The organism is Parabacteroides johnsonii DSM 18315 (genome assembly GCF_025151045.1).
Lineage (GTDB): Bacteria > Bacteroidota > Bacteroidia > Bacteroidales > Tannerellaceae > Parabacteroides > Parabacteroides johnsonii.
In genome coordinates this window covers 2,328,908-2,351,262 of sequence record NZ_CP102285.1, presented here as the reverse complement: position 1 = coordinate 2,351,262, position 22,355 = coordinate 2,328,908, and the positions used below count along the sequence as shown (strand labels likewise).

Annotated in this window: 20 protein-coding genes and 2 tRNA genes; 14 read left to right on the top strand and 8 right to left on the bottom strand. The window is 46.1% G+C overall.

All coding sequences use genetic code 11. The annotated features are described in order from the left end of the window. Window positions 1–9 precede the first annotated feature (9 nt). Window positions 10–1,926 carry a membrane protein insertase YidC gene (gene yidC / locus NQ564_RS09670; protein WP_008155286.1) on the top strand — a complete coding sequence of 639 codons (1,917 nt, stop codon included), beginning with the start codon at window positions 10–12 and terminating at the stop codon, window positions 1,924–1,926. A gap of 86 nt (window positions 1,927–2,012) precedes the next feature. Here yidC and kdsB read toward each other — a convergent pair whose 3' ends face one another. Together kdsB and NQ564_RS09660 are read right to left on the bottom strand one after the other, a co-directional pair. Then, on the bottom strand, window positions 2,013–2,774 hold the full coding sequence (kdsB, locus tag NQ564_RS09665) for a 3-deoxy-manno-octulosonate cytidylyltransferase (RefSeq protein WP_008150585.1): 762 nt from the start codon (window positions 2,772–2,774) through the stop codon (window positions 2,013–2,015). Between the two features lie 49 nt (window positions 2,775–2,823). Further along, window positions 2,824–5,091 carry a cation:proton antiporter gene (locus NQ564_RS09660; protein ID WP_008150584.1) on the bottom strand — a complete coding sequence of 756 codons (2,268 nt, stop codon included), beginning with the start codon at window positions 5,089–5,091 and terminating at the stop codon, window positions 2,824–2,826. Between the two features lie 70 nt (window positions 5,092–5,161). Here NQ564_RS09660 and NQ564_RS09655 point away from each other — a divergent pair, with 70 nt between their 5' ends. Continuing rightward, on the top strand, window positions 5,162–5,800 hold the full coding sequence (locus tag NQ564_RS09655) for an AlbA family DNA-binding domain-containing protein (protein ID WP_008150583.1): 639 nt from the start codon (window positions 5,162–5,164) through the stop codon (window positions 5,798–5,800). 30 nt (window positions 5,801–5,830) lie between these two features. On the opposite strand, the gene NQ564_RS09650 is transcribed toward NQ564_RS09655, so the two are convergent. Continuing rightward, window positions 5,831–7,213: an NfeD family protein gene (locus NQ564_RS09650; protein ID WP_008150582.1), complete on the bottom strand. Its 1,383-nt coding sequence runs from the start codon at window positions 7,211–7,213 to the stop codon at window positions 5,831–5,833. Window positions 7,214–7,474: 261 nt separating this feature from the next. Here NQ564_RS09650 and NQ564_RS09645 point away from each other — a divergent pair, with 261 nt between their 5' ends. The 6 genes from NQ564_RS09645 to NQ564_RS09620 all read left to right on the top strand — a co-directional run bounded on the left by NQ564_RS09645 (window position 7,475) and on the right by NQ564_RS09620 (window position 12,558). Further along, window positions 7,475–7,984, top strand: coding sequence for an RNA polymerase sigma factor (locus NQ564_RS09645; protein WP_008150580.1), 510 nt, complete (start codon window positions 7,475–7,477; stop codon window positions 7,982–7,984). A gap of 98 nt (window positions 7,985–8,082) precedes the next feature. After that, window positions 8,083–9,102, top strand: coding sequence for a threonine aldolase family protein (locus NQ564_RS09640; protein ID WP_129650064.1), 1,020 nt, complete (start codon window positions 8,083–8,085; stop codon window positions 9,100–9,102). A 223-nt stretch (window positions 9,103–9,325) separates the two neighbouring features. Further along, a complete protein-coding gene (locus tag NQ564_RS09635; RefSeq protein WP_008150577.1) occupies window positions 9,326–10,165 on the top strand; it encodes an endonuclease/exonuclease/phosphatase family protein in 840 nt (279 codons plus the stop codon). An 18-nt stretch (window positions 10,166–10,183) separates the two neighbouring features. After that, entirely contained in the window at window positions 10,184–11,554 is a 1,371-nt protein-coding gene (locus NQ564_RS09630) for a nucleobase:cation symporter-2 family protein (protein WP_008150576.1), read from the top strand. Window positions 11,555–11,556: 2 nt separating this feature from the next. Further along, window positions 11,557–12,123, top strand: coding sequence for a xanthine phosphoribosyltransferase (xpt, locus tag NQ564_RS09625; RefSeq protein ID WP_008150566.1), 567 nt, complete (start codon window positions 11,557–11,559; stop codon window positions 12,121–12,123). Between the two features lie 21 nt (window positions 12,124–12,144). After that, complete coding sequence (locus NQ564_RS09620) at window positions 12,145–12,558, top strand: PaaI family thioesterase (RefSeq protein WP_008150565.1); 414 nt, start codon at window positions 12,145–12,147, stop codon at window positions 12,556–12,558. A gap of 32 nt (window positions 12,559–12,590) precedes the next feature. Here NQ564_RS09620 and NQ564_RS09615 read toward each other — a convergent pair whose 3' ends face one another. The 5 genes from NQ564_RS09615 to NQ564_RS09595 form a co-directional block, all read right to left on the bottom strand. Continuing rightward, the gene (locus tag NQ564_RS09615) at window positions 12,591–13,115 is read right to left on the bottom strand and encodes a histidine phosphatase family protein (protein WP_008150564.1); all 525 of its coding nucleotides are present in this window, start codon (window positions 13,113–13,115) and stop codon (window positions 12,591–12,593) included. Between the two features lie 64 nt (window positions 13,116–13,179). Continuing rightward, window positions 13,180–13,254, bottom strand: a tRNA-Met gene (locus NQ564_RS09610). Window positions 13,255–13,389: 135 nt separating this feature from the next. Next, window positions 13,390–13,707 (bottom strand): chaperone modulator CbpM, encoded by a 318-nt coding sequence (locus NQ564_RS09605; RefSeq protein ID WP_008150563.1) that lies wholly within the window; start codon window positions 13,705–13,707, stop codon window positions 13,390–13,392. A gap of 14 nt (window positions 13,708–13,721) precedes the next feature. Then, a complete protein-coding gene (locus NQ564_RS09600) occupies window positions 13,722–14,615 on the bottom strand; it encodes a DnaJ C-terminal domain-containing protein (protein ID WP_129650062.1) in 894 nt (297 codons plus the stop codon). A gap of 165 nt (window positions 14,616–14,780) precedes the next feature. Further along, a tRNA-Met gene (locus tag NQ564_RS09595) sits at window positions 14,781–14,852 on the bottom strand. A gap of 402 nt (window positions 14,853–15,254) precedes the next feature. Between NQ564_RS09595 and NQ564_RS09590 the strand changes: the two genes are divergently transcribed. The 6 genes from NQ564_RS09590 to NQ564_RS09565 all read left to right on the top strand — a co-directional run bounded on the left by NQ564_RS09590 (window position 15,255) and on the right by NQ564_RS09565 (window position 22,309). Beyond that, window positions 15,255–15,848 (top strand): TetR/AcrR family transcriptional regulator, encoded by a 594-nt coding sequence (locus NQ564_RS09590; RefSeq protein WP_008155303.1) that lies wholly within the window; start codon window positions 15,255–15,257, stop codon window positions 15,846–15,848. Between the two features lie 14 nt (window positions 15,849–15,862). Continuing rightward, window positions 15,863–16,807, top strand: coding sequence for a 3-oxoacyl-ACP synthase III family protein (locus NQ564_RS09585; RefSeq protein ID WP_008155305.1), 945 nt, complete (start codon window positions 15,863–15,865; stop codon window positions 16,805–16,807). Between the two features lie 18 nt (window positions 16,808–16,825). After that, window positions 16,826–17,572 carry a 3-oxoacyl-[acyl-carrier-protein] reductase gene (gene fabG, locus NQ564_RS09580; protein ID WP_008150559.1) on the top strand — a complete coding sequence of 249 codons (747 nt, stop codon included), beginning with the start codon at window positions 16,826–16,828 and terminating at the stop codon, window positions 17,570–17,572. Between the two features lie 93 nt (window positions 17,573–17,665). Continuing rightward, on the top strand, window positions 17,666–18,337 hold the full coding sequence (locus tag NQ564_RS09575; protein WP_008150558.1) for an RluA family pseudouridine synthase: 672 nt from the start codon (window positions 17,666–17,668) through the stop codon (window positions 18,335–18,337). 1,125 nt (window positions 18,338–19,462) lie between these two features. Then, window positions 19,463–20,200, top strand: a complete 738-nt coding sequence (locus NQ564_RS09570; RefSeq protein WP_008150555.1) for a copper homeostasis protein CutC — start codon at window positions 19,463–19,465, stop codon at window positions 20,198–20,200. 30 nt (window positions 20,201–20,230) lie between these two features. Then, window positions 20,231–22,309 (top strand): alpha-galactosidase, encoded by a 2,079-nt coding sequence (locus NQ564_RS09565; protein WP_008150553.1) that lies wholly within the window; start codon window positions 20,231–20,233, stop codon window positions 22,307–22,309. Window positions 22,310–22,355 lie beyond the last annotated feature (46 nt).

Here is a 22,355-nt window from a genome sequence, read left to right as displayed (position 1 = left end):
AAATTATAGATGGATAAAAACACGATAATAGGTTTCCTGCTTATTGGAGTTGTCTTAATTGTATTTACTTGGTTGAACCAGCCTACACCGGAACAGATAGAAGCACAGCGCCGGATGCAGGATTCGATCGCCCAGATAGAATACGCAAAGCAGCTGGAACAGCAGAAAGAGTTGAATAGAGAAGCAAAAGCGGACGACGAACTGGCTGGCTTGCCCGATTCCGTACGGCTTGCCCGTTTACAGAACACGTTTGGTGTTTTCGCCGATGCAATGGTTGGAGAGGAGGGTTCCACTGTCTTGGAAAACGAGCTGGTTGAAGTCCGTTTGGCTAATAAGGGAGGACGTGTCGGATATGTCCGCCTGAAAAAGTACGATAATTATAAAGGTGAACCTTTAGTGCTTTTCGATGAAAAGGACTCGAAGTTCGATTTTACTTTGATTACGGCTGATAATCGCGTGGTAAATACCGGTGATTTGTATTTTACCCCTGTAAAAGGAAATGATCAGAACAGCATCACCATGCGTCTGAATACAGGAGAAGGCAGTCATCTGGATTTTATCTATAGTTTGAAACCGGACGATTATATGTTGCAGTTCTCCATTAAGGGAACTGGCCTGAATGGTGTACTGTCACCGGGTACGACTGCATTGGACTTGTTATGGCAACAAAAAATAACCCAGCAGGAAAAGGGACGTAAGTTTGAAGACCGTTATGCAACAGTGTACTATAAATTTATGGCCGACGATGTGGAGTACCTGAGCGAAACCAAGAACGACAGCAAACAATTGTCTAACCGGTTGAAATGGGTCGCTTATAAAGACATGTATTTTTCTTCTATCCTGATCGCCGGAAACGAAGGATTCGAGTCGACGACTATCGATTCGAAGATGCTGCCCGAAGACGGTTCTTTTCTGAAGGAGTATAAGACAACAACGTCCGTACCTTTCGATTTGAAGGGGAATGAAGCGACGGATATGCGTTTCTATTTTGGTCCCAATCAGTTCTCCCTGTTGAAATCTTACGATGATGATGTAGAGAAAGCCGATCAACTGGATCTGGAAAAGATCGTTCCGCTGGGATGGGGTATTTTCCGTTGGGTGAACCAGTATTTCGTCATTCCGTTGTTTAATTTCCTCGGACAATTTATTCATAGCTACGGCTTGCTGATCTTCCTGTTGACGGTTATCGTAAAATTGATCCTGTTCCCGTTGACGTATAAGTCTTATATGTCATCGGCCAAGATGCGCGTATTACGTCCGCAGGTGGAAGAGCTCAATGCTAAATATCCGGGACAGGATAAGGCTGTAGAACGCCAGCGTGCGACAATGGAACTGTATAGTCGCGCCGGAGCAAGTCCGATGGCAGGATGTGTTCCGATGTTGTTGCAGATGCCGATCCTGGTCGCTCTGTTCATGTTCTTCCCGTCAGCAATCGAATTGCGTCATCAGAGTTTCCTTTGGGCGCACGACTTGTCTACTTATGATGCGATTGTAAGTTGGAATACATATATTCCTATTATTACGCCGTACTTCGGTAACCATATCAGTTTGTTCTGTTTGTTGATGACCGTAACGAACATTATATATACGAAGTTCAATATGGAACAGACGAATACCGGACAGCAGCAGATGCCGGGGATGAAAGCGATGATGTATATGATGCCGCTGATGATGCTGGTATTCTTCAACCAGTATGCATCCGGTTTGACTTACTATTACTTCATCTCTACATTGATCACGATCTTGCAAACTATCATCTTCCGTTATACGATTGACGAAGATAAGTTGCTGGCCAAGTTGGAAGAAAACAAAAAGAAGCCGATGAAGAAGTCCGGTTTCATGAAGCGCCTGGAAGAAGCTCAGAAAGCTCAACAGGCTCAGTTGGAAAGACAGAAACAGCAGCGGGAGAATAACCGTCGCCGTTAAGAAGTCAAATCTGATGTGATAAAAGGAATGCCGATTGCTCTCCAAAGCAACCGGCATTCCTTTTTATGCGGATACCGATTCATTTGTCAGTTGATGCTCGTGTTTTTCAAGAAAGCCAGTGCCTTTTCCATATCCTCCGGTGTGTCGATACCGATTGTTTCCTGCTGGGTAATTCCTACTTTGATCTTGTAGCCGTTTTCCAGCCAGCGCAGTTGTTCTAAGCTTTCAGTCAGTTCCAGGGGAGATTGGGGTAAATGAGTGATCTCCTTGAGTGTGTCGGCGCGGTAAGCATATAGTCCGATATGCTTGTAATAGGTATGGTTCGGAAGCCATTCGGTATATTTCCTGCCCCTCATATAAGGTATAATCGAACGGCTGAAGTACATGGCTTCATTGTTCTTGTTCAAGACCACTTTCGGTGAATTGGCGTTGAATAAGGTCGTTTCGAAATCATCATCCGGTCGAAAGGGTTTTACCAAGGTGGCGATTTGGATACTGTCATCGATGAAACATGCTTTTAGTATTTCGATCTGTTCCGGTTGGATGAAAGGTTCGTCACCTTGTATGTTAACAACCACGTCATATCCGTCTCCTATTTTACAATACGCTTCATAACAACGGTCTGTACCGCTTTTGTGTTGGTCGGATGTCATAACGACATGGCCGCCGAAAGCTTGGACGGCAGCTTCTATACGGTCGTCGTCCGTAGCTACGCAGACTGCATCAAGCACATTTTGGACTTGTTCGTATACCCGTTGAATCATCGGTTTGCCTGCCATATCGGCAAGTGGTTTCCCCGGAAAGCGGGTAGAGGCGTAGCGTGCGGGAATTATTCCTATAAACTTCATGATGTATAATGTATAATTTATAATGTATGATTCATAAAATTGTCCATTGTCAATTATTTACCGTTTTCCCCTCGCTCAACAGCAGAACCTTCTCATGTTCTCCAACAATCCATACAATATCACCCTCTTCAAAAACGGTCGAAGGAGATGGATTTTTGATGGAAGAGGTTCCTCGTTCGATACCGATGACCAGGCAGGCGGACTTGTCCCGTATGCCGGATTCCAGAATGGTACGCCCGATCAGATGGGAGCCTTCGGCGATAGTGAATTGCTCCATATTGACTTCATGTGTCGTCTGCTCCTTATTGGTTTGGGCTTTTTTATATCGTTCGACTATATATTGACGGAAATGTTCAAGATCGTCATCCGCACCGACTACTACCAATTTGTCAAATGGATAGAGGCGTTCTTCTCCTCCGGGTATATTAATCCGTTGTTCTCCTCGAATAATTGTCACGATGTTTACATTACATTTCTGTCGGAAGTTGAGTTCTTTTAAGGTCTTTCCCATGCTGGGAGAGTTCTGCTTCACTTCAAAATCGGCTAAATGCAAGTCACGTTCCAACAGGTGGTTGGCAAAACGTTGGTTGATCGGTGCTTTCCGTTCGTTTTCCAATTCGCGTGCGGAGAGGTTACTGAAGAAATGCCGTTCCATCAGGATGGATTGTCTTTTCAACCGTTTGGATAAAATGACAATAACTATGACAGTTGCTGCGATCGCCAGTACGATACCGACTGCGGCATTCAGCAAACGGGCGACGGGCAGCATGACCAGGCCGATACATAATATAATACGTAAAATGATCAATGAAACCAATGGCCCCCGATTGTACTTGCTATCCAGCCATAATTGTTGGAACTCGGCTGAGTGGTTTTTCTTCATCATGATCGCACGCAACATGGGGGCTATTAATAGAAGGATCAGAACGAGTGAGATCCCCGCTCCCCGTATGCCCGGAAGTTCCTTCATGATAAAAGGTGCTATGAACTGAAGCCAGATAAAGATCAGGACAAGGGTAACGGCTGTATAAGTGCCGACTATACGGACCAGTGCCTTCAACAGTTTATTCCAGGCGCTTTTCTGGTGTATGGTATTGGAGCCGGAAGAATAGCGTTCGAGAAATTTCATCCATGACTTCGGTATGACCTGATCGGCAGCCCGGCATGCCGGTTCTGCCATACGAATCATATAAGGTGTAAAGAAAGTCGTAACAACTGAAACCGCCACGACAATAGGATAGAGGAAATTATCGGTTACCCCTAATGACAGTCCTAACGATGCAATGATAAAAGCGAATTCACCTATTTGAGCGAGAGAGAAACCGGATTGTATGGCTATCTTGACCGGTTGGCCGGAAAGCAATACCCCAAAACTGGCAAATAGTATTTGTCCGGCCATTACGACCAGTGTAAGGATTAGAATCGGAATTTTGTATTCCCACAGTAATGCCGGATCGATTAACATTCCGACTGAGACAAAGAATATGGCCCCGAAAAGATCTTTTACAGGTTTGATAATATGTTCGATATGTTCTGCGTCGATCGTTTCTGCCAGGATAGATCCCATAACGAAAGCTCCCAAGGCTGAAGAAAAACCGGCTTTCGTGGCAATGATGACCATTCCGAGGCATAGTCCCAGACTGACGATCAACAAGGTCTCGTCATTCAGGAAAGTCCTGGCTTTTTTCAGAAAAGAGGGAATCAGATAAATGCCGATAACGAAACAGAACAGCAGAAAAACTCCCAGTTTGACCACGCTGTTGAGCAACTCCATTCCTTCCACGTGTTTGCTGACTGCCAATGTAGACAGTAAAACCATCAGTAAAACGGCAAACAGGTCTTCGACAACAAGGATTCCGAAAACCACTCCGGCAAACCGCTGGTTGCGCAGTCCCATGTCGTCGAACGCTTTGAAGATAATCGTTGTAGACGACATGGAAAGCATTCCTCCGAGGAAAAGACTGTTCATATGTCCCCAACCTAATGACAATCCGGTAGTATAGCCAAGTGTCATCATGCCTATCACGATGGTAATAGCCCCGATCACTGCTGTTCCGCCGACTTTCATCAGCTTTTTGAAACTAAAATCAAGCCCTAAAGCGAATAGAAGGAAGATCACGCCTATATCCGCCCAGATGCGGATGCTTTCTACATTCGTGACAGTCGGTATTTGTGTGATGGAAGGGCCGGCAAGAAGTCCGGCTACGATATATCCGAGTACGACCGGTTGCTTTAATTTTTTGAAAAGCAAGGTAACCAATCCCGCTGAAATCAATATGACAGCAAGATCCGATATAAGAGATGGTATTTGAGACATGCTTTCGTTGTTTTTCCGTTGGCAAAGTTATGTATTTATTTTAATTTTGCCGGTCTAAAAAATTGCCAAAATGAAGAAGATACATCCGATAGAAGCGTTGATAGAGCAAGGAGAACACCAACAACTTGATTTTAAATTCGAAGTGAGCGACAGTAAGAAGATTGCGCGTACGCTGAGTGCTTTTGCCAATACTGACGGGGGACGCCTTTTGATCGGTGTGAAAGATAATGGGAATATCTCTGGTGTCCGAAGCGAAGAAGAATATTATATGATTGAAGCAGCCTCCAGGATGTATACCCGCCCGGAAGTCCCCTTTGAGGCGACCCGCTGGGAGGTGAACGGCAAGACGGTTCTTGAAGTATATATCGCCCCCAGTCCGGATAAACCGCATACGGCTCCTGATAAGGATAACAAGTTTAAAGCCTATATAAGGGTTGCCGATGAAAATATATTGGCCAATGAAGTGTTGGTGCTTGCCTGGCAGAAAAAGCATAAACGGGACGGGACTTTATTGAAGATAAGCAAACCTGTGGAGCGTTTGTTTGCTTATCTGGATGATCATCCCCATATCAATGTCAGCCAGTTTTGCCGGATCGGACGGATCAATTATTACACCGCAAAGAATATCCTAAGTGACCTCCTGGCCATGAACGCCCTGCAATATATCGTAATCGACAAACATATCTTATATCAGCGTATCCCTGCATAGAGGCGACCTTTATGGCCGCCTTACAATGTGTTAAAGATTTTCTACATACACTTGTGCATTCTCGAAACGGACCACTTTGACCTTGTCCCCTTTCTCTATAAAACCTGATTCGGAAACCCCGTCATAAAATTCTCCGTCGACCGAAACTTTCCCGGAAGGGCGCAATACGGTGGCAGCTATTCCCTCTTTCCCTACCAGTGAAGATAGGTCAGGAGATGATATAGCATCTTTCAAATCCGTATTCAGCGCGACTTTCCGGAACATTCCCCGGTGTCCGATCTTATTGGACAGCCAGATCATCAGGCCGAAGCCGGCCACTAATCCGACCAGGACCGTCAATGTCGCTTCCCCGATCTCTTTTCCGCTGACTCCTTCGAAATCGAAATTATCGTTATTCAGTAAGCCCATGACCAGGCCGCCGATAACCAATACGATACCGCTTATTCCGGCAACCCCGAATCCCGGAATGATGAAGATTTCTACTGCGAGCAATAGAATGCCGATGATGAAGATCAGAATTTCCCAATTTGCCGCCAGTCCGTCTATATAGAGTGGTGCAAAGTAGAGGACTGCTGCCAGTAGGGCGGCCGCAGAGGGGAAACCTAGCCCTGGTGTTTGCATTTCAAAGTAAATACCGCCGATGATAATAATGATCAGAATAGACTGAAAAATAGGGTTCATTAAAAATCCTTTTAAATCATCTTGCCAACTGGGTGTATAACTTCTCATTTCGTAGTCTTTATATCCCAAATATTGCGTGATTACTTCATCCGGATTTTCGGCTATGCCGTCGCAATATCCCCACTTTTGAGCTTCCTGCGCTGTGAAAGTAAGGACTTTTCCTGTGTCTATCAGGTTGGGAATAGCCACCCGTTCGTCTACCATCGCTTCAGCTATCAACGGATCTCGTTTCCATTTGTATAAAGTATCGTTTTTTTGAATGATTGTATCCTGTCCGTGCGCTTCGGCTGTCGAACGCATCATGGAGCGCATATAGGACTGGTATTTGTCCGGCATGGCTGCCCCTGTTTGGTTCACGACAGTGGCTGCCCCGATGTTTGCGCCTTTCCGCATATAAATTTTCTTGCATGCGATGGAAATGAGCGCTCCGGCAGAAGCGGCATTGTTGTCGATAAAGACATAGACTGGGATGGAATTGTACAAAATGGCCGTACGCATCGAGTCTGCCGCATCCACTTGGCCGCCGTATGTGTTCATATGGATCAGGACGGCATCTGCCCCCAAGGCATTGGCTTCCGCCAGACCACCTCTAAGATACAGGCGCGTGGTATTGCTTATCTCCTTTTTTATATCGATTTTATATACTAACGGGTGCAAGGTGTCTGCCGCTGATATAAATGGGGCTATCTGGACCAATATGATAGCTAAAAAAAGTCCTAAATTTTTCTTCATTTTATATTATTCTCCATCTCTTTTACATGTTGTACGAATTTGTAACATACATGTTGTGAATTTTGTATTTTAGTTGCTTGAAAACTTGTAAATACTGCTCATTTTCAAAGCTGTTTGTTATAAATGTATTAAGTTACGATTTTTAATATTAATAATCATCAAACCGCATTGTAATTAAAATATTATTCCTACATTTGTAATGTCCTTCAATGCTGAAGGATAATGCCAAACCGGTATTAAACAAATAAAAAAATAAGTAATATGAATGCGTTGCAATTTCAGAAAAAATTATTGAGCATGCAAGAAAACATGATGAATTTTGCATTAATGCTCACCGCAAATCGGGATGACGCCCAGGATTTGATGCAAGACACAACGCTGAAAGTTTTGGACAATCAGGAAAAGTTTGTAGATAATATTAATTTCAAAGGATGGGTCTTAACTGTGATGCGTAATATCTTCATAAATAATTACCATAAAATCGTTCGTACACAGACTGTCGTTGACCAAGGTGTCGACCTGTATAATCTGGATGTAGTGAATGATTCAGGTTTTGATTCTCCTGACGGTGCTTATCAGATCAAAGAAATAACAAAAGCGATAAATAGTCTGAACGATGAACTGAAGGTTCCGTTCTCCATGTTTTTGAGTGGTTACAAGTATAATGAGATTGCAGAAAAGCTCTGTGTTCCTCTGGGGACGGTTAAGAGTCGTATCTTCTTCGCTCGTCAGGAATTACAGAAAGTCTTGAAAGATTTTCATCGGAGTTGAGGTGAAGTTTAAAATAAATATGTGAAAAAATAAACGGGGGTATCCAAGAGGTGCTCCCGTTTATTTTTATTACTTTTGGCGCAAAATTCTAAACGGAAATGAGAAGTTTTGCAAGTGATAATAATTCGAGCGTTCATCCTTTGGTGATGGATGCTGTGATAAAGGCGAACGATAATCATGCAGTAGGATATGGTGACGATCCCTGGACAGCAGCAGCTACAGCGAAAATAAGAGAAGTGTTTGGCGAAATGGCATCGCCTTTTTTTGTTTTTAACGGAACGGGGGCGAACGCTGTAGCTTTGCAGGCAGTGACACGTCCGTTTAATAGTATTTTGTGTGCTGAAACAGCTCATATTAATGTGGACGAGTGTGGTGCTCCTGCCCGTATGACCGGCTGCGCTGTCGTGACGATTCCGACTCCGGACGGAAAACTGACACCGGAATTGATCAAACCTCGGCTGCATAATTTCGGTGTCTGCCATCATTCACAGCCGAAAGCTGTCTATATTTCACAAGTTTCCGAGTTGGGGACGATTTATACGATCGAGGAGGTCAAGGCGATTGCCGATTTGTTACATTCTTATGACATGTATCTGCATATGGACGGTGCACGTTTGGCGAATGCCTGCGCTTATCTGAATTGTTCGATGCGAGAGATAACCGTTGATGCCGGGGTGGATATCCTCAGTTTCGGGGGAACCAAAAATGGGATGATGATGGGAGAGGCAGTCGTCTCTTTCCGTCCGGAAATAACCGAAAATTTGCAGTATTTCAGAAAGCAATCTGCTCAATTGGCTTCCAAGCTGCGTTATCTTTCCTGTCAGTTTATCCCTTATCTTGAAAATGACCTGTGGCTGGAAAACGCAAGAAGAGCTAATCATAGTGCTTATCGTTTGGCTGAAGCGTTGAAAAAGTATCCGCAGATACGGTTTACCCAGAAAATAGAATCCAACCAGCTTTTCTTTACCATCCCCACGGAACCGTTAAAGAAGTTGCAAGAGAAATATTTCTTCTATATGTGGAATGAAGAAGCCAACGAAGCACGGCTTGTCACTTCGTGGGATACGACGGAAGAGGATATTGACGCTATGATACGGACGTTGGACGCCCTGTTCTGAGTAAAAAAGCCGTAGGGCTGCCTACCGTTCCCTTATAGGGAAATTTGCGTTCCCTGCCGGGGAAACATCCGTTTCCCGCTGAGGGAACTCCCGTTTCCTGCCAGGGGAACGGAAATTTTTCCAGCTTCCTGCTGCTGGTGTGCCGGCGGGTAACGTGGATTATGTATGGTGTTCCAAATGAAAATAACTACTTTTGCGTCAAATTTGTAAATAGAGCGATAAAATGAAACAAGCGGTTTGGCTGGCGGCAGCATTGATGATGTTGTTGCCTCTGGGGAAAGTCTACTCGAAGGAGAGGAGCGAACGCGAAAATAACACGTTGCGTATCATGAGTTATAACATCCGTAACGGCAGAGGAATGGACGATATGACCGATTTCCGGCGTACGGCGGAAGTGATCAATAAAGTTTGCCCCGATGTCGTGGCCGTACAGGAGCTCGACAGTGTGACAGGCCGTAGCGGAGGAAAAGATGTTTTGCGGGAAATAGCCGGACTCACCCTGATGCATCATATTTACGCCCCGGCAATTGATTATGACGGAGGGAAATACGGTATCGGCATGTTGAGCAAGGAGAAGCCTCTCGGCTATCGTTACCTGTCTTTGCCTGGAAGGGAGGAAGCCCGTGCACTGCTTGTCGTCGAATTTGAAAAGTATATATACTGCTGTACGCACCTCTCGTTGACGGAGGAAGACCGGATGCTTTCCTTGCCGGTCATCCAGCAGGTGGCGGCTTCGGCAAACAAGCCTTTTTTTATTGCCGGTGATATGAATGCGCATCCCGATTCGGAGTTTATCCGGCAGTTGAAGAACGATTTTGTGATCTTGACGGATATGGAGAAGCCGACTTTCCCTGCTGATAAACCCGATGAAACGCTTGATTACATTGCAGCCTATGCGAAAGATACGGTTGCCTTTACCCGTATCTCCTCCCTTGTATGGGAGGAACCGGCCGCTTCCGACCATCGTCCGATCCTTACGGATATCATCTTCAACCTTGGGAAAGAGATGACTCTTCGTGTGTTGAATGCGAAAGGGGAAACATTAAAAGAATTGAATTTATAATAGACGAATAGTAAAGATATGAAACTGAACCCGGAAGAGTTGGAAGAAATGATTGAACCGGTCGAAAAGACCGATCTGATTTATGGTATAGACGACCGTCCTCCTTTTAAAGAAGCCCTGTTTGCCGCTTTGCAACATTTGCTGGCGATCTTTGTGGCGATCATTACACCTCCGTTGATTATTGCCGGAGCCTTGAAGCTGGATCTCGAAACGACCGGTTTCCTGGTTTCGATGGCACTTTTTGCATCCGGTATCTCGACATTCATACAGTGTCGCCGAATTGGCCCGGTAGGGGCGAAGTTGCTTTGTATCCAGGGAACGAGTTTCTCTTTCATCGGTCCGATCATAACGGCTGGACTGGCGGGAGGACTGCCTCTTATATTCGGGGCGTGTATTGCGGCGGCTCCGATCGAGATGGTGATTAGCCGGACATTCAAGTATATGCGTTCTATCATTACTCCGCTAGTATCGGGTATCGTGGTGCTGCTGATCGGACTTAGCCTGATCAAGGTCGGAATCGTTTCATGTGGCGGTGGCTATGGTGCGATGGATAACGGGACGTTCGGGAGTATCCGGAATATAGGGGTGGCGGCGACAGTGTTGCTGAGTGTCTTGTTCTTTAATCGTTGCAAGAACAAGTATCTCCGTATGAGTTCGATCGTGTTAGGGTTGTGCATCGGTTATGCGCTGGCTTACTTTCTCGGTATGGTCGATATGGCGGCGGCTTCTTCGCAAAGCCTGATGGGATTTAATATCCCGATGCCCTTCAAATATGGGCTGGACCTGAATTTCTCCGCTTTTGTCGCTATTGGTTTGGTGTACCTGATTACGGCGATTGAGGCTACTGGCGATGTGACGGCCAACTCGATGATTTCAGGTAAGTCGATAGAAGGGGAGGGCTACCTGAAGCGTGTTTCGGGCGGTGTGCTGGCGGATGGGGTGAACTCCTTTATTGCCGGGATTTTCAACTCTTTCCCCAATTCGATCTTTGCGCAGAATAACGGTATTATCCAGCTGACGGGAGTTGCCAGCCGGTATGTCGGATATTATATCGCCGGTATGTTGGTATTGTTAGGACTGTTCCCGGTTGTTGGCGTTGTCTTTTCCTTGATGCCGGACCCGGTGTTGGGTGGGGCGACCTTATTGATGTTCGGTACGGTTGCGGCTGCCGGCATACGGATTATCGCTTCGCAGGAAATCAACCGGAAGGCTACTTTGGTCTTGGCGGTCAGCCTCTCGCTCGGCTTGGGGGTGGAACTGATGCCGGATATCCTGAATACGGCACCGGAAGCTATAAAGGGCATTTTTTCTTCCGGGATCACGACCGGGGGGCTTGCCGCTATTTTTGCGAATGTATTGATACGAGTCAAAGAAGATAAAACAGAATAAAAATGGAATTACTTAAACAGCGTATTCTGCAGGATGGCAGATGTTTTCCGGGAGGGATTCTAAAAGTTGACAGCTTTATCAACCATCAGATGGACCCCATGCTGCTTTATAAAGTGGCTGAAGAATTTATTTACCGTTTCCGGGATGCGGATATCAATAAGATTGTGACGATAGAAGCAAGCGGTATCGCCCCGGCGATCATGGTGGGATATATCATGCATCTGCCTGTCGTCTTTATCAAGAAAAAACAGCCGAAGACGATGGAGAATATGTTGTCTACCGTTGTCCATTCGTTTACAAAAGATCGAGATTACACGGTGTGTATCAGCAATAACTTTCTGACAGCTGACGACCGTATCCTCTTTATCGACGACTTCCTGGCGTATGGTAATGCCGCAATGGGAGTGCTCGATCTGGTAAAACAATCCGGAGCCAAGCTGGAAGGAATGGGTTTTATCATCGAAAAAGCCTTCCAGAAGGGACGCGATGTGCTGAATGATGCGGATGTACGTGTGGAAAGCCTCGCCATTATCGACAGCCTGGAAGATTGTACGATCACCATCCGCTAATGATTTAAATAACCGTATGATATGGATCAGGAAGTGAAGGAACGGCTGATAAGCCGTGTGAATACGAATCCGTATGTCAATCACCTGGGTATTGACTTTACGGTGGTGGAAGAGGGAAGGGTGGAAGCCCGCATGCCCTTGCATGATGAGCAACGGCAATATAGCGGCGTTATTCACGGAGGTGTTTTGGCAGCCCTTGCCGACACGATTGCCGGTTTTGCTGCCTATACGATGCTGCCTCTGGACCGCGACGTGCTGACCGCCGAACTTAAAATTTCCTTTTTGCGGGCGGCATGGGGGAAGGAATTGATTGCTAAAGGCTATGTTGTGAAGCCTGGAAGCCATCTTCACTTTTGCGAATGCGAGATTTATTGTGATGACAAGCTTGTCAGCAAATCATCGGGTACTTTCTGTGTCGTCCATCCCCAGATATAAAGCCGATTGCCTGAAAATAAACCGTCAGAAGATTACGGCAGCGTGAAACGCATGCATGCCGTATTCTTCATGATTGGTAAACTCAGTATCTTTTCTGGGGTCAGTTTTTCCAACTGCGCGATGATAGCACGGTTGAAGCCTCCATGCCCGATCGCCAGAATCCGTTTTCCCGGAAACTCCTTTTTCAGGAAGTTGACAAAATCTCCCGCTCTTTTATACAGGGCATCTATGGTCTCCACGCTTTCCGGCAGTGTCGTAAAATCCATTTCATCCGCTACCTTCCCAGTATATACACCCCAATCCATTTCACGAAGAAGGGGAGTCACCACCGGTTGCAACCCTTTCCGCCGGGCGACGGCCATTGCTGTGTCATAGCTGCGTGCGAGGTCACTGCACACGATCACGTCCAGCTCTTCCTTGTCCAACATTTCAGCCAGTGCTTCGGCCTGTTGTTTGCCCAGTTCCGACAGGTGGCCGGGGAGCTGGCCTTGCATAATATGTAATTTGTTTTCTTCCGTCTCGCCGTGGCGGCTTAGGATCAATTCTATCTGACTCATCTCTCTTTTTATTTGGCGGTAAAGATAAATAAAAAAGAGAACCAATTGCTTGATTCTCTTTTACTGGTTGCGGAGGCAAGACTCGAACTTACGACCTTTGGGTTATGAGCCCAACGAGCTACCACTGCTCCACTCCGCGATATAGTGGCAATCATTCTGGATTGCGAGTGCAAAGGTACAAAAATATTCTTATAATCCAAATTTATTTACAAATAGTTTGTTGAATATTCTTGTACCCCGGTTCTCAAGCTTTAAGAAACAGCATTTTGACAGCTTATAAATCTTCAATCGAATCATGATTTTCTGTTTCGTATAGCCTTAATTTGCTTTTCAACCGATTAACTTCCTGTTGCAGGGATTCCACCCGGCCCAGCAAATGGTGGATGGCATCGATCCCCTCGATATTGATGGATAGGTCGTAATACATACGCGTATATCGTTCTACATCATACAATTGGGAGGCAGGCAGGTAGCTTTCTCCTTCTACTGTGTCTATCTCTATCAGGCCACCTTTCTGTAGCAGGTAGAGAAACGATGGTTCGATATGGCATATCCGGCAGTATTCACTGACTATGATTAAATCTGTTTGCATAACAATCTCGTTTTTTAATTAAGACTTTGTATTTCGCGGAACAATTCTTTTTGTTTGTCCGTCAAGTTGGTCGGGATGTCGATGGAGTAGGTCACTATCATGTCACCGAACTTCCCTTCTTCCTTATAAATGGGGAATCCTTTTCCTTTCAACCGTACCTTCGTGTTGTTCTGGGTTCCCGGTTTGACCTTGAGTTTGACTTTGCTGTCCATTGTCTCGATGATCTGTTCGCCACCGAGAATGGCGGTGTACAGGTTCAAAGGAGCGGTGACGTACAAATCATCACCCACCCGTTTGAACCGGCTGTCTTCCGGGATGTGGAAGGTGATATACAAATCACCTGCCGGTCCGCCGTTTACACCCGGTCCTCCCTGTCCTCTCAGCTTGATGGTCTGCCCGTCGGCGATACCGGCCGGGATGGTGATACGCAGGTTCTTACCGTTTACGGTGATGATCTGCTTGTGTGTTTGGGCAGCGTCTGCCAAAGAGACCTGCAACTCTGTCGTGTAGTCCTGTCCGCGGAAACCGTGGCTGCGTCCGCCTCTGCTGCCCATGCCTCCGAACATCTGTTCGAAGAAGTCGGAGAATTCGCTGCCGTCACCGGAGCTGCTCCAGTAGGCTCCTCCGCCTTGTCCATTCTGGTATTGGCGATATTGCTGTTGTTGGGCTTCGAATTCGTCAGCGTGTTTCCAGTTTTCTCCGTACTGGTCATATTTCTTCCGTTTCTCCGGGTCGCTGAGTACCTCATTGGCTTCATTTATTTCCTGAAACTTGCGGTGAGCGTCCGGATCATTCGGGTTCAAGTCGGGATGGTATTTTCGCGCAAGCTTTTTGTACGCCTTTTTGACGTCGTCCTGCGAAGCGCCTTTGTCTACCCCCAGAATTTTGTAATAATCTATATAGGCCATATTTATATATGTTATTAAGTCTGCTTCTTTTTCTGATTTTAATACATATATAGAATAACAACAAATGTGCCGGAGAGTTCATGCCGGGTTTAAATAGAACTAATAAATTTTAGAGGAAGTAAAAATAAAAAACCTCCGATCCTGAAAAACCGAAGGCTTACTGAGTTGCGGAGGCAAGACTCGAACTTACGACCTTTGGGTTATGAGCCCAACGAGCTACCACTGCTCCACTCCGCGATATAGTGGCAATCATTCTGGATTGCGAGTGCAAAGGTACGACTTATTTTTAATAAAACAAATTTTTCAGCAGTTTTCTTTATCTCTTTAAGCTGCGCCCCTTCTTGTCGGAAGATTCTTGTTTGAACAAAATGTCACTACTACCCCGCCAAAATCGGATTAATAGGGCATATTTTGGAAATTAGTATGGCGGGTAATATTTTTTAACGTTTCTTCGTGCGCTATAATACCTGTGTAAGGATAGCAAAATGATATTTGAGAGAAGTTCTGCCCTTTTTAGAGAATGATTGGTTCATATCTCTATTATAAAGGTTCGTTTGGATAAAATGTAAGTATGTTTTTGGTAGTTATTATTTTTTCCGGTACTTTTGCGCACAGTTTTAATCAAAATGTGCAATACAAATGCCGATGACAGTTTCTAAAACACGTGAGATGTTGGTGGATGTGGCCAGACAATTGTTTGCCCGCATGGGGGTGGATAATACGACAATGAACGATATTGCACAGGCATCCAAAAAGGGAAGGCGTACGCTTTACACGTACTTTAAAAGTAAGAACGAGATTTATCTGGCAGTAGTCGAGTCCGAGCTGGACCAACTATACAAGATGCTTCAGGATGTGGCTGCGAAAGACTTGCCGGCAGACGAGAAGTTGATGACGTTTTTGTATGCAAGATTGGATGCTATCAAGGCGTTGGTGTTTCGTAACGGGACATTGAAAGCTAATTTTTTCCGTGATATCTGGCGGGTGGAGAAGATCAGGAAGAGCTTCGATATCCGTGAGACGGAATTGATACAGGGAATTCTGGAAGCCGGAGTGAAGGAAGGAATTTTTGCGATGCCCGATACCGAGATTACGGCGGTCGTTCTTCATCATGCCCTGAAGGGGTTGGAAGTTCCGTATATACGTGGAATCATGGGGGATAATATCAGCCAGCGGATTAAACGGAGAGATAATGTAATGAATTTGATATTCAATGGTATAAAGATAAAGTAACACAATACTGAGGAATGTTTATTAATGCAACAGGGTTTTATGTACCTGAAGAACGGGTCGATAACCAACATTTTTTAGAGTTAAACGGGCTAACCAGCGAGTGGATTGAACAGCGCACAGGGATTCGTTCCCGGTCTAAGGCAAAAGCGGAGGAAAATATCAATACGATGAGTATGGAAGCTGTTCGCAACGCCCTACCTAAATTACCGTATGATATTACGGATGTGGATTTGATTGTTTCTGCCTCTTATTCTCCGTACGATACGGTAGCGACTGCGGCTCATCTTGCCCAGCACGAATTCAATATTGAAAATGCGAAAGCGCTCTATCTTTCTTCCGCCTGCTCTTCCTTCCTGAATGCATTGGAAGTTGTGGAAGGATATTTTGCTATGGGAAAAGCAACGAAAGCGCTGGTCCTTTCCGCTGACAAGAACTCGGCTTACTATAATGAGACGGACCCGAAAGCCGGCCACCTCTGGGGCGATGCGGCTGCAGCCTTTTTCATCTCGAAGGAACGCGTTTCGGAAAAGGATTCCGAGATCGTGGATGTCTATACACAAGGACTCGGTTACCTGGGCAAGGCTCCGGATGCGGTTCACCTTCGTCCGCGCGACGGCGGTATCATGATGCCGGAAGGACGTGACGTGTTTATCCAGGCTTGTACCTATATGCCGAAGAACGTGCTCTATCTGCTGGAAAAAAATGGCTATACGCTGGACAACCTAACATATTTCATCGGCCACCAGGCCAATATGCGTATCATGTCCAATATCGCTAAACAGCTCAATCTGCCGGAAGAGAAGTTCCTGCATAATATTGAAGAATTGGGAAATACCGGTTCGGTAAGCTCAGCGTTGGTATATGCCCAGAATGATCATAGTTTCAAGAACGGCGACCTGGTTGCCATTACCGTGTTCGGCGGTGGCTATTCTACGGGTGCTTGCTTGATTAAGTGTTGAATTTAAAACGGAATTAATATGAAATTATTAGAAGGTAAAGTGGCAATCGTTACCGGTGCCGCACGCGGTATTGGTAAGGCGATCGCATTGAAGTTTGCCGCAGAAGGTGCAAACATCGCATTCACGGATTTGGTGATCGACGAAAACGGTCTGGCTACCCAGAAGGAAATCGAGGCATTGGGTGTAAAAGCAAAAGGCTATGCTTCAAACGCTGCTAATTTTGAAGAAACACACAATGTCGTAGCTGAAGTCGTAAAAGATTTCGGTCGTGTGGATATCCTCGTAAACAATGCGGGCATCACGAAAGACGGTCTGATGATGCGTATGAGCGAAGGCCAGTGGGATGCTGTCATCGGCGTCAATCTGAAATCTGCTTTCAACTTCATCCACGCTTGTACTCCGGTGATGATGAAACAGCGTTCGGGCAGCATCATCAATATGGCTTCTGTCGTAGGTGTACACGGTAATGCCGGCCAGAGCAACTATTCGGCATCCAAAGCCGGTATGATCGGTCTGGCTAAGTCTATCGCGCAGGAATTGGGTTCACGCGGTATCCGTGCCAATGCAATTGCTCCGGGCTTTATCATAACAGATATGACAGCCGGTCTGCCGGAAGAAGTAAAGGCAGAATGGGCAAAGAAAATTCCTTTGCGTCGTGGCGGTACGCCTGAAGATGTGGCCAATATCGCTACATTCCTGGCTTCCGATATGTCTTCTTATGTCTCAGGCCAGGTGATTCAGGTTGATGGCGGTATGAATATGTAAAGAGATTTATGATTTATAATTTATGATTTATGTAGGTGACGTTTGTTTTGCAAAATCATAAATCCATAAATCATAAATCATAAATTTGAAATCATGGAGGTTATTTACGAAGACAATCATATCATTGCGGTGAATAAGACTTGCCGCGAGATTGTTCAAGGAGATAAAACCGGTGATACTCCTCTTTCGGACATGCTGAAGGCATGGCTGAAAGAGAAGTATTGTAAACCCGGAAACGTGTTTGTCGGTGTTACGCATCGCTTGGACCGCCCGGTCAGCGGTGTCGTGTTATTTGCCAAAACGAGCAAGGCGCTCGCCCGTCTGAACGAGATGTTCCGGGTTGGCGAGGTAAAGAAGACCTATTGGGCAATCGTGAAGAATTGTCCGCCGTCAGAAGAGGGAGAACTTGTTAATTGGCTGGTACGTAACGAAAAGCAAAACAAAAGCTATGCTTATGATACGGAGCGTCCGAATGCCAAGAAAGCGATCCTGCGTTATAAGGTGATTGCCCGCTCGGAAAACTATTATCTGTTGGCTGTAGATCTGAAAACAGGTCGTCATCATCAAATCCGTTGCCAGCTTGCCAAGATGGGCTGTCCTATCAAAGGTGACTTGAAATACGGCTTTCCCCGTTCTAATCCGGACGGTGGCATCAGCCTGCATTCCCGCAGTGCCGAATTCATCCATCCCGTATCGAAACAACCGGTCAGCATTGTCGCTCCTGTGCCTGTGGATTCCCTTTGGAAAGCACTTACAGAGTTGTAGGCTACTTTTTATATCCCTGCTTTCATAGGAGTAAAAAAGCAGAATGTCTGCCAAGTCTGCTAAATCTGCCTAGACCTTTTTCCTGGAGGGGATATAGAATGGTTTGTTTGTAATGTTTTGATTATTATTACGTTATTATTATTCCCCTTTATTTTTGTTTAGTTTGAGGGTGGAAAAATAATTTTTCACGGACATTTATTTGTTACTTTTGGCTTGATCCAAAAGTAACCAAAAGATCAAGGCTTAAGCTGCTTCGCTACTCCGTTCCCTCCGTTCGCTGTCGCGTCCGAAACTCGCTTCGCTCAAACAGCAGACGCTCCGGACGCTCACTGCGGTCACTACGCTTAACGCTCACCAGCTTAGGCCGGAGATAGAGCCTGACGGCTCTTTGGGGATGGCCGATACCGCCTGCTTCTCTGCGATCCCGCATCAAGTGCGGGAACGGGCTTGTCCCTGTGTTTGCCTCCGTGCTTGTCCTCGCACTTGTGAGGGTGTTTCGGAACAAGGGGATTTTGACGTACTTTCTACAAAAGAACTGTCGGTATCGTCCATCCTAAGAGAAAGCGTAGCTTTCTATGAAAGGCCTAAGCGGATGGGCGTCAAGCGGAGGGTAAAGGCGGAGCGGCAGGAGACTGCGCTGTCTGAGCGAAGCGAGTTTCGCAGGCGACAGCGTAGCCTTTGCCCGGAGTAGCCCAGACGGTTAAGCCTTGATCTTTTGGTTACTTTTGGATCAAGCCAAAAGTAACAGATAAATGTCCGTGGAAGAACCTTGTTTTGTGACCTTAAGTTTTATCTTCTCCTTTTGTTCTATATAGTAATATATTGATCTATAATTGTTTGTTTACTTTTGTTACACATCCTTTGTAAAATGTCTCTTTTTTAAGAAGGCCCGGCAGACTTGGCAGACTTGGCAGGTTTTTTGTGTCTTGTTCAGGTTGGAGGCGAAAGGTTTTATTCAGGTTGGTATTCGTTTGAAGTTCGACAGGCATCCGTTTCCGCATTGACAGGCATCCGTTTTGAGATGGATGCCCATGCAATTCGGCATCTCTCTCCTGGGAATATAGGGAAGTTTCGCATAATAGTTTTATCTTTGTATATAGTAGAAACAATAAAGGTAAAAATCGTATGAAACCGACTCGTATTATCGAAATTTGTGCCAACTCCGCACAAAGCTGTGTGGAAGCAGAAGCCGGAGGAGCTAAACGTGTGGAACTTTGTGCCGGAATTCCGGAAGGGGGAACGACACCCAGCTATGGGGAGATCCGGACGGCGCAGGCACTCACTTCGTCTATCGATATAAATGTGATTATCCGTCCGCGTGGAGGCGACTTCCTTTATGCACCGGCAGAGGTTCAGTCGATGTTGCTGGATATCGAACTGTGCAAGCAGTTGAAGGTGCACGGCGTAGTCTTTGGTTGCCTGACGAAAGACGGGGATATCGACGTCCCTTTGATGCGCCGTCTGATCGAGGCAGCCAAGCCGCTGTCTGTCACCTGTCACCGGGCTTTTGATGTCTGCCGCGATCCCTTTGCCGCATTGGAACAGTTGATCGAGCTGGGCTGCGACCGTATCCTGACTTCCGGCCAGCAGTCTGATGCCGTGAAAGGGATTCCTCTCATTGCCGAACTGGTGAAACGTGCAGCAGGACGCATCATAATCATGCCGGGATGCGGAGTTCGGGAAAATAACATCTCCCGTATCGAAGCGGAAACAGGGGCAAAGGAGTTCCATACATCCGCCCGCAGCATCGTCTACAGCAAAATGGAATACCGGAACGAGAATGTCCCGATGGGCAGCAGTATCGTTTCTTCCGAGTTTGAGACAGTCGAAACGGACCGCAATAAGGTGGCTGCCTACCTGTAAGGAAATCATTTATAATATTTCAATATCAATATGAAAAAACAGTTGTTAGGGGCAACCCTGTTCTCATTAATTTTGACCGCTCCGGTCTCTGCTGTTCAACCATATAGGAAGGCGGCGGGAGATTGTAAGATAGAGTTGAAACAAGATACGCTGACGATCGAAAACAATCAGATCAAGCGTAGCTGGCTTTGGAATAACGGTAATCTGATTACTTGTAAACTGGAAGACAAGGGAAATGGCTTAGCCTGGCAGCTTCGGAACAACCAGCCGGACCTTTCCCTTCCCGGAGAGGAAAAGGAGGGGAGCGAAGCTTCTATCCGGATAGAGGAAGTACCTGCTTCTTTGCAATATACACACCATCTTCGTGCTACGGTGGAGTATAAAGCCGGCAATTTGCAGGTGAGGAAAATTCTCAAGATCTATCCTGACTGTCCTGCCATCGCTTGCGAATTGTATCTGAAAGGACAGGCTTCGCAGAAATGGATAAAGGCATTGGATAATCCTGCCGACTTGCAGAATATAGAAAAACTGACGCAAAATTCGCAGGGCGGAAATGTCCCGGTGATGGAACAGCTTATGCTGGAAGGAAAGCACTGGCAGCTGGAGGCGGTGGAGTTCTTTGACGTCACCGACCGTTTCAATACGCTGGTTCGTCCTGTTCATGCGCTTTCTTACCGGGATTGTCTCTATCGTGGCAATCTGCTCTTTGCAGAGAATACGGAGAAGGAAGCTGGCTTTTTCATGTTGAAAGAGGCACCTACGTCAAATGTACAACTCTACTATCCGGGAGGTGATTATCTGGTGAGCGAGGGTACTTTCCGAATGGTCGGTTTGGGTGTCGACAGTGCGGATATAAAGACTGACGAGTGGACAAAGGCTTATAGCTATGTGACCGGAACATTTCGTTCGGGTGAGAAACAGAAACGGATGGCGCTTCGTAATTACCAGATGCGTATCCGCCCGTTCCTCGAAGACCGCGACGAGATGGTGATGCTGAATACCTGGGGAGACAGAGGACAGGACACGCGTGTGAACGAGGCTTTTTGTCTGAAGGAATTGGAACTGGCAGCCAAGTTGGGTGTCACTCATTTCCAGATCGATGACGGATGGCAGGCCGGACGTAGCGCGAACTCGGCTTATGGTGGCAGTTTTAAGAATATCTGGGATAACCCGGATTACTGGACACCCGATCCGGACCGTTTCCCGAATGGCCTGGCGCCTATCGTGAAGCGTGGTAAGGAGTTGGGGATCGAAGTGTGTCTTTGGTTTAATCCCAGCATACAGCACGATTATGCCGATTGGCAGAAAGATGCCGATGCGTTGATCGCTTTGTATGAAAAATATGGTATCCGTACTTTCAAGATTGACGGTACTTTTTTTGATAACAAATTGGCGGAAAGCCGTCTGCGCAGTCTCTATAACCGAGTGATGGAAGCGACTGGATGGAAAGCTGTCTTAAACCTGGATGCGACAGCCGGACGGAGGGGAGGATATTTCTTCTTTAATGAATATGGAAACATCTTTTTGGAAAATCGTTATACGGATTGGGGCAACTATTATCCGTACTGGTCGCTGCGTAACTTGTGGATGCTGTCGCGCTATGTAGCTCCCCAGTCGCTGCAGATCGAGTTTCTGAACAAATGGCGTAACAAGGAGAAATATGCCGGTGATAAATTCGCTCCGTCAACTTATTCATTCGATTATTTGTTTGCAATAACGATGGCAGCCCAGCCATTGGCCTGGTTTGAAGCGTCTAACTTGCCGGATGAGGCATTTCCGACGGGTGGAGTGATCCAGAAATATAAAACGGTACAGCATGATTTCCATACCGGATATGTCTTCCCAGTGGGGGACGAACCTTCGGGCAAGTCATGGTGTGGTTTCCAGTCTGTGAAGGACAGGAAAGGATATTTCCTGTTGTTCAGGGAGTCTAACGAGGAGGAGTCATTTGATATGGATACGTTCTTCGAACCGGGCGAACAAGTTGAATTTACTCCGGTTCTCGGTGCTGGAAAAGCATTCCGCAGCATAGCCGGAAAGGATGGGCGGATTCGTTTTTCCCTTTCGGAACCTAACAGCTATGTATTGTATAGTTATCGAGTATTATAAGTATATTTGTAACATAAATAAAGGATAAACAATAAAAAACGAAAGA

Bases quoted from the DNA above. Each gene is read 5' to 3' on its own strand.
- yidC (WP_008155286.1), top strand. From the start codon at position 10: ATGGATAAAAACACGATAATAGGTTTCCTGCTTATTGGAGTTGTCTTA.
- kdsB (WP_008150585.1), bottom strand. From the start codon at position 2,774: ATGAAGTTTATAGGAATAATTCCCGCACGCTACGCCTCTACCCGCTTT.
- NQ564_RS09660 (WP_008150584.1), bottom strand. From the start codon at position 5,091: ATGTCTCAAATACCATCTCTTATATCGGATCTTGCTGTCATATTGATT.
- NQ564_RS09655 (WP_008150583.1), top strand. From the start codon at position 5,162: ATGAAGAAGATACATCCGATAGAAGCGTTGATAGAGCAAGGAGAACAC.
- NQ564_RS09650 (WP_008150582.1), bottom strand. From the start codon at position 7,213: ATGAAGAAAAATTTAGGACTTTTTTTAGCTATCATATTGGTCCAGATA.
- NQ564_RS09645 (WP_008150580.1), top strand. From the start codon at position 7,475: ATGAATGCGTTGCAATTTCAGAAAAAATTATTGAGCATGCAAGAAAAC.
- NQ564_RS09640 (WP_129650064.1), top strand. From the start codon at position 8,083: ATGAGAAGTTTTGCAAGTGATAATAATTCGAGCGTTCATCCTTTGGTG.
- NQ564_RS09635 (WP_008150577.1), top strand. From the start codon at position 9,326: ATGAAACAAGCGGTTTGGCTGGCGGCAGCATTGATGATGTTGTTGCCT.
- NQ564_RS09630 (WP_008150576.1), top strand. From the start codon at position 10,184: ATGAAACTGAACCCGGAAGAGTTGGAAGAAATGATTGAACCGGTCGAA.
- xpt (WP_008150566.1), top strand. From the start codon at position 11,557: ATGGAATTACTTAAACAGCGTATTCTGCAGGATGGCAGATGTTTTCCG.
- NQ564_RS09620 (WP_008150565.1), top strand. From the start codon at position 12,145: ATGGATCAGGAAGTGAAGGAACGGCTGATAAGCCGTGTGAATACGAAT.
- NQ564_RS09615 (WP_008150564.1), bottom strand. From the start codon at position 13,115: ATGAGTCAGATAGAATTGATCCTAAGCCGCCACGGCGAGACGGAAGAA.
- NQ564_RS09605 (WP_008150563.1), bottom strand. From the start codon at position 13,707: ATGCAAACAGATTTAATCATAGTCAGTGAATACTGCCGGATATGCCAT.
- NQ564_RS09600 (WP_129650062.1), bottom strand. From the start codon at position 14,615: ATGGCCTATATAGATTATTACAAAATTCTGGGGGTAGACAAAGGCGCT.
- NQ564_RS09590 (WP_008155303.1), top strand. From the start codon at position 15,255: ATGCCGATGACAGTTTCTAAAACACGTGAGATGTTGGTGGATGTGGCC.
- NQ564_RS09585 (WP_008155305.1), top strand. From the start codon at position 15,863: ATGTTTATTAATGCAACAGGGTTTTATGTACCTGAAGAACGGGTCGAT.
- fabG (WP_008150559.1), top strand. From the start codon at position 16,826: ATGAAATTATTAGAAGGTAAAGTGGCAATCGTTACCGGTGCCGCACGC.
- NQ564_RS09575 (WP_008150558.1), top strand. From the start codon at position 17,666: ATGGAGGTTATTTACGAAGACAATCATATCATTGCGGTGAATAAGACT.
- NQ564_RS09570 (WP_008150555.1), top strand. From the start codon at position 19,463: ATGAAACCGACTCGTATTATCGAAATTTGTGCCAACTCCGCACAAAGC.
- NQ564_RS09565 (WP_008150553.1), top strand. From the start codon at position 20,231: ATGAAAAAACAGTTGTTAGGGGCAACCCTGTTCTCATTAATTTTGACC.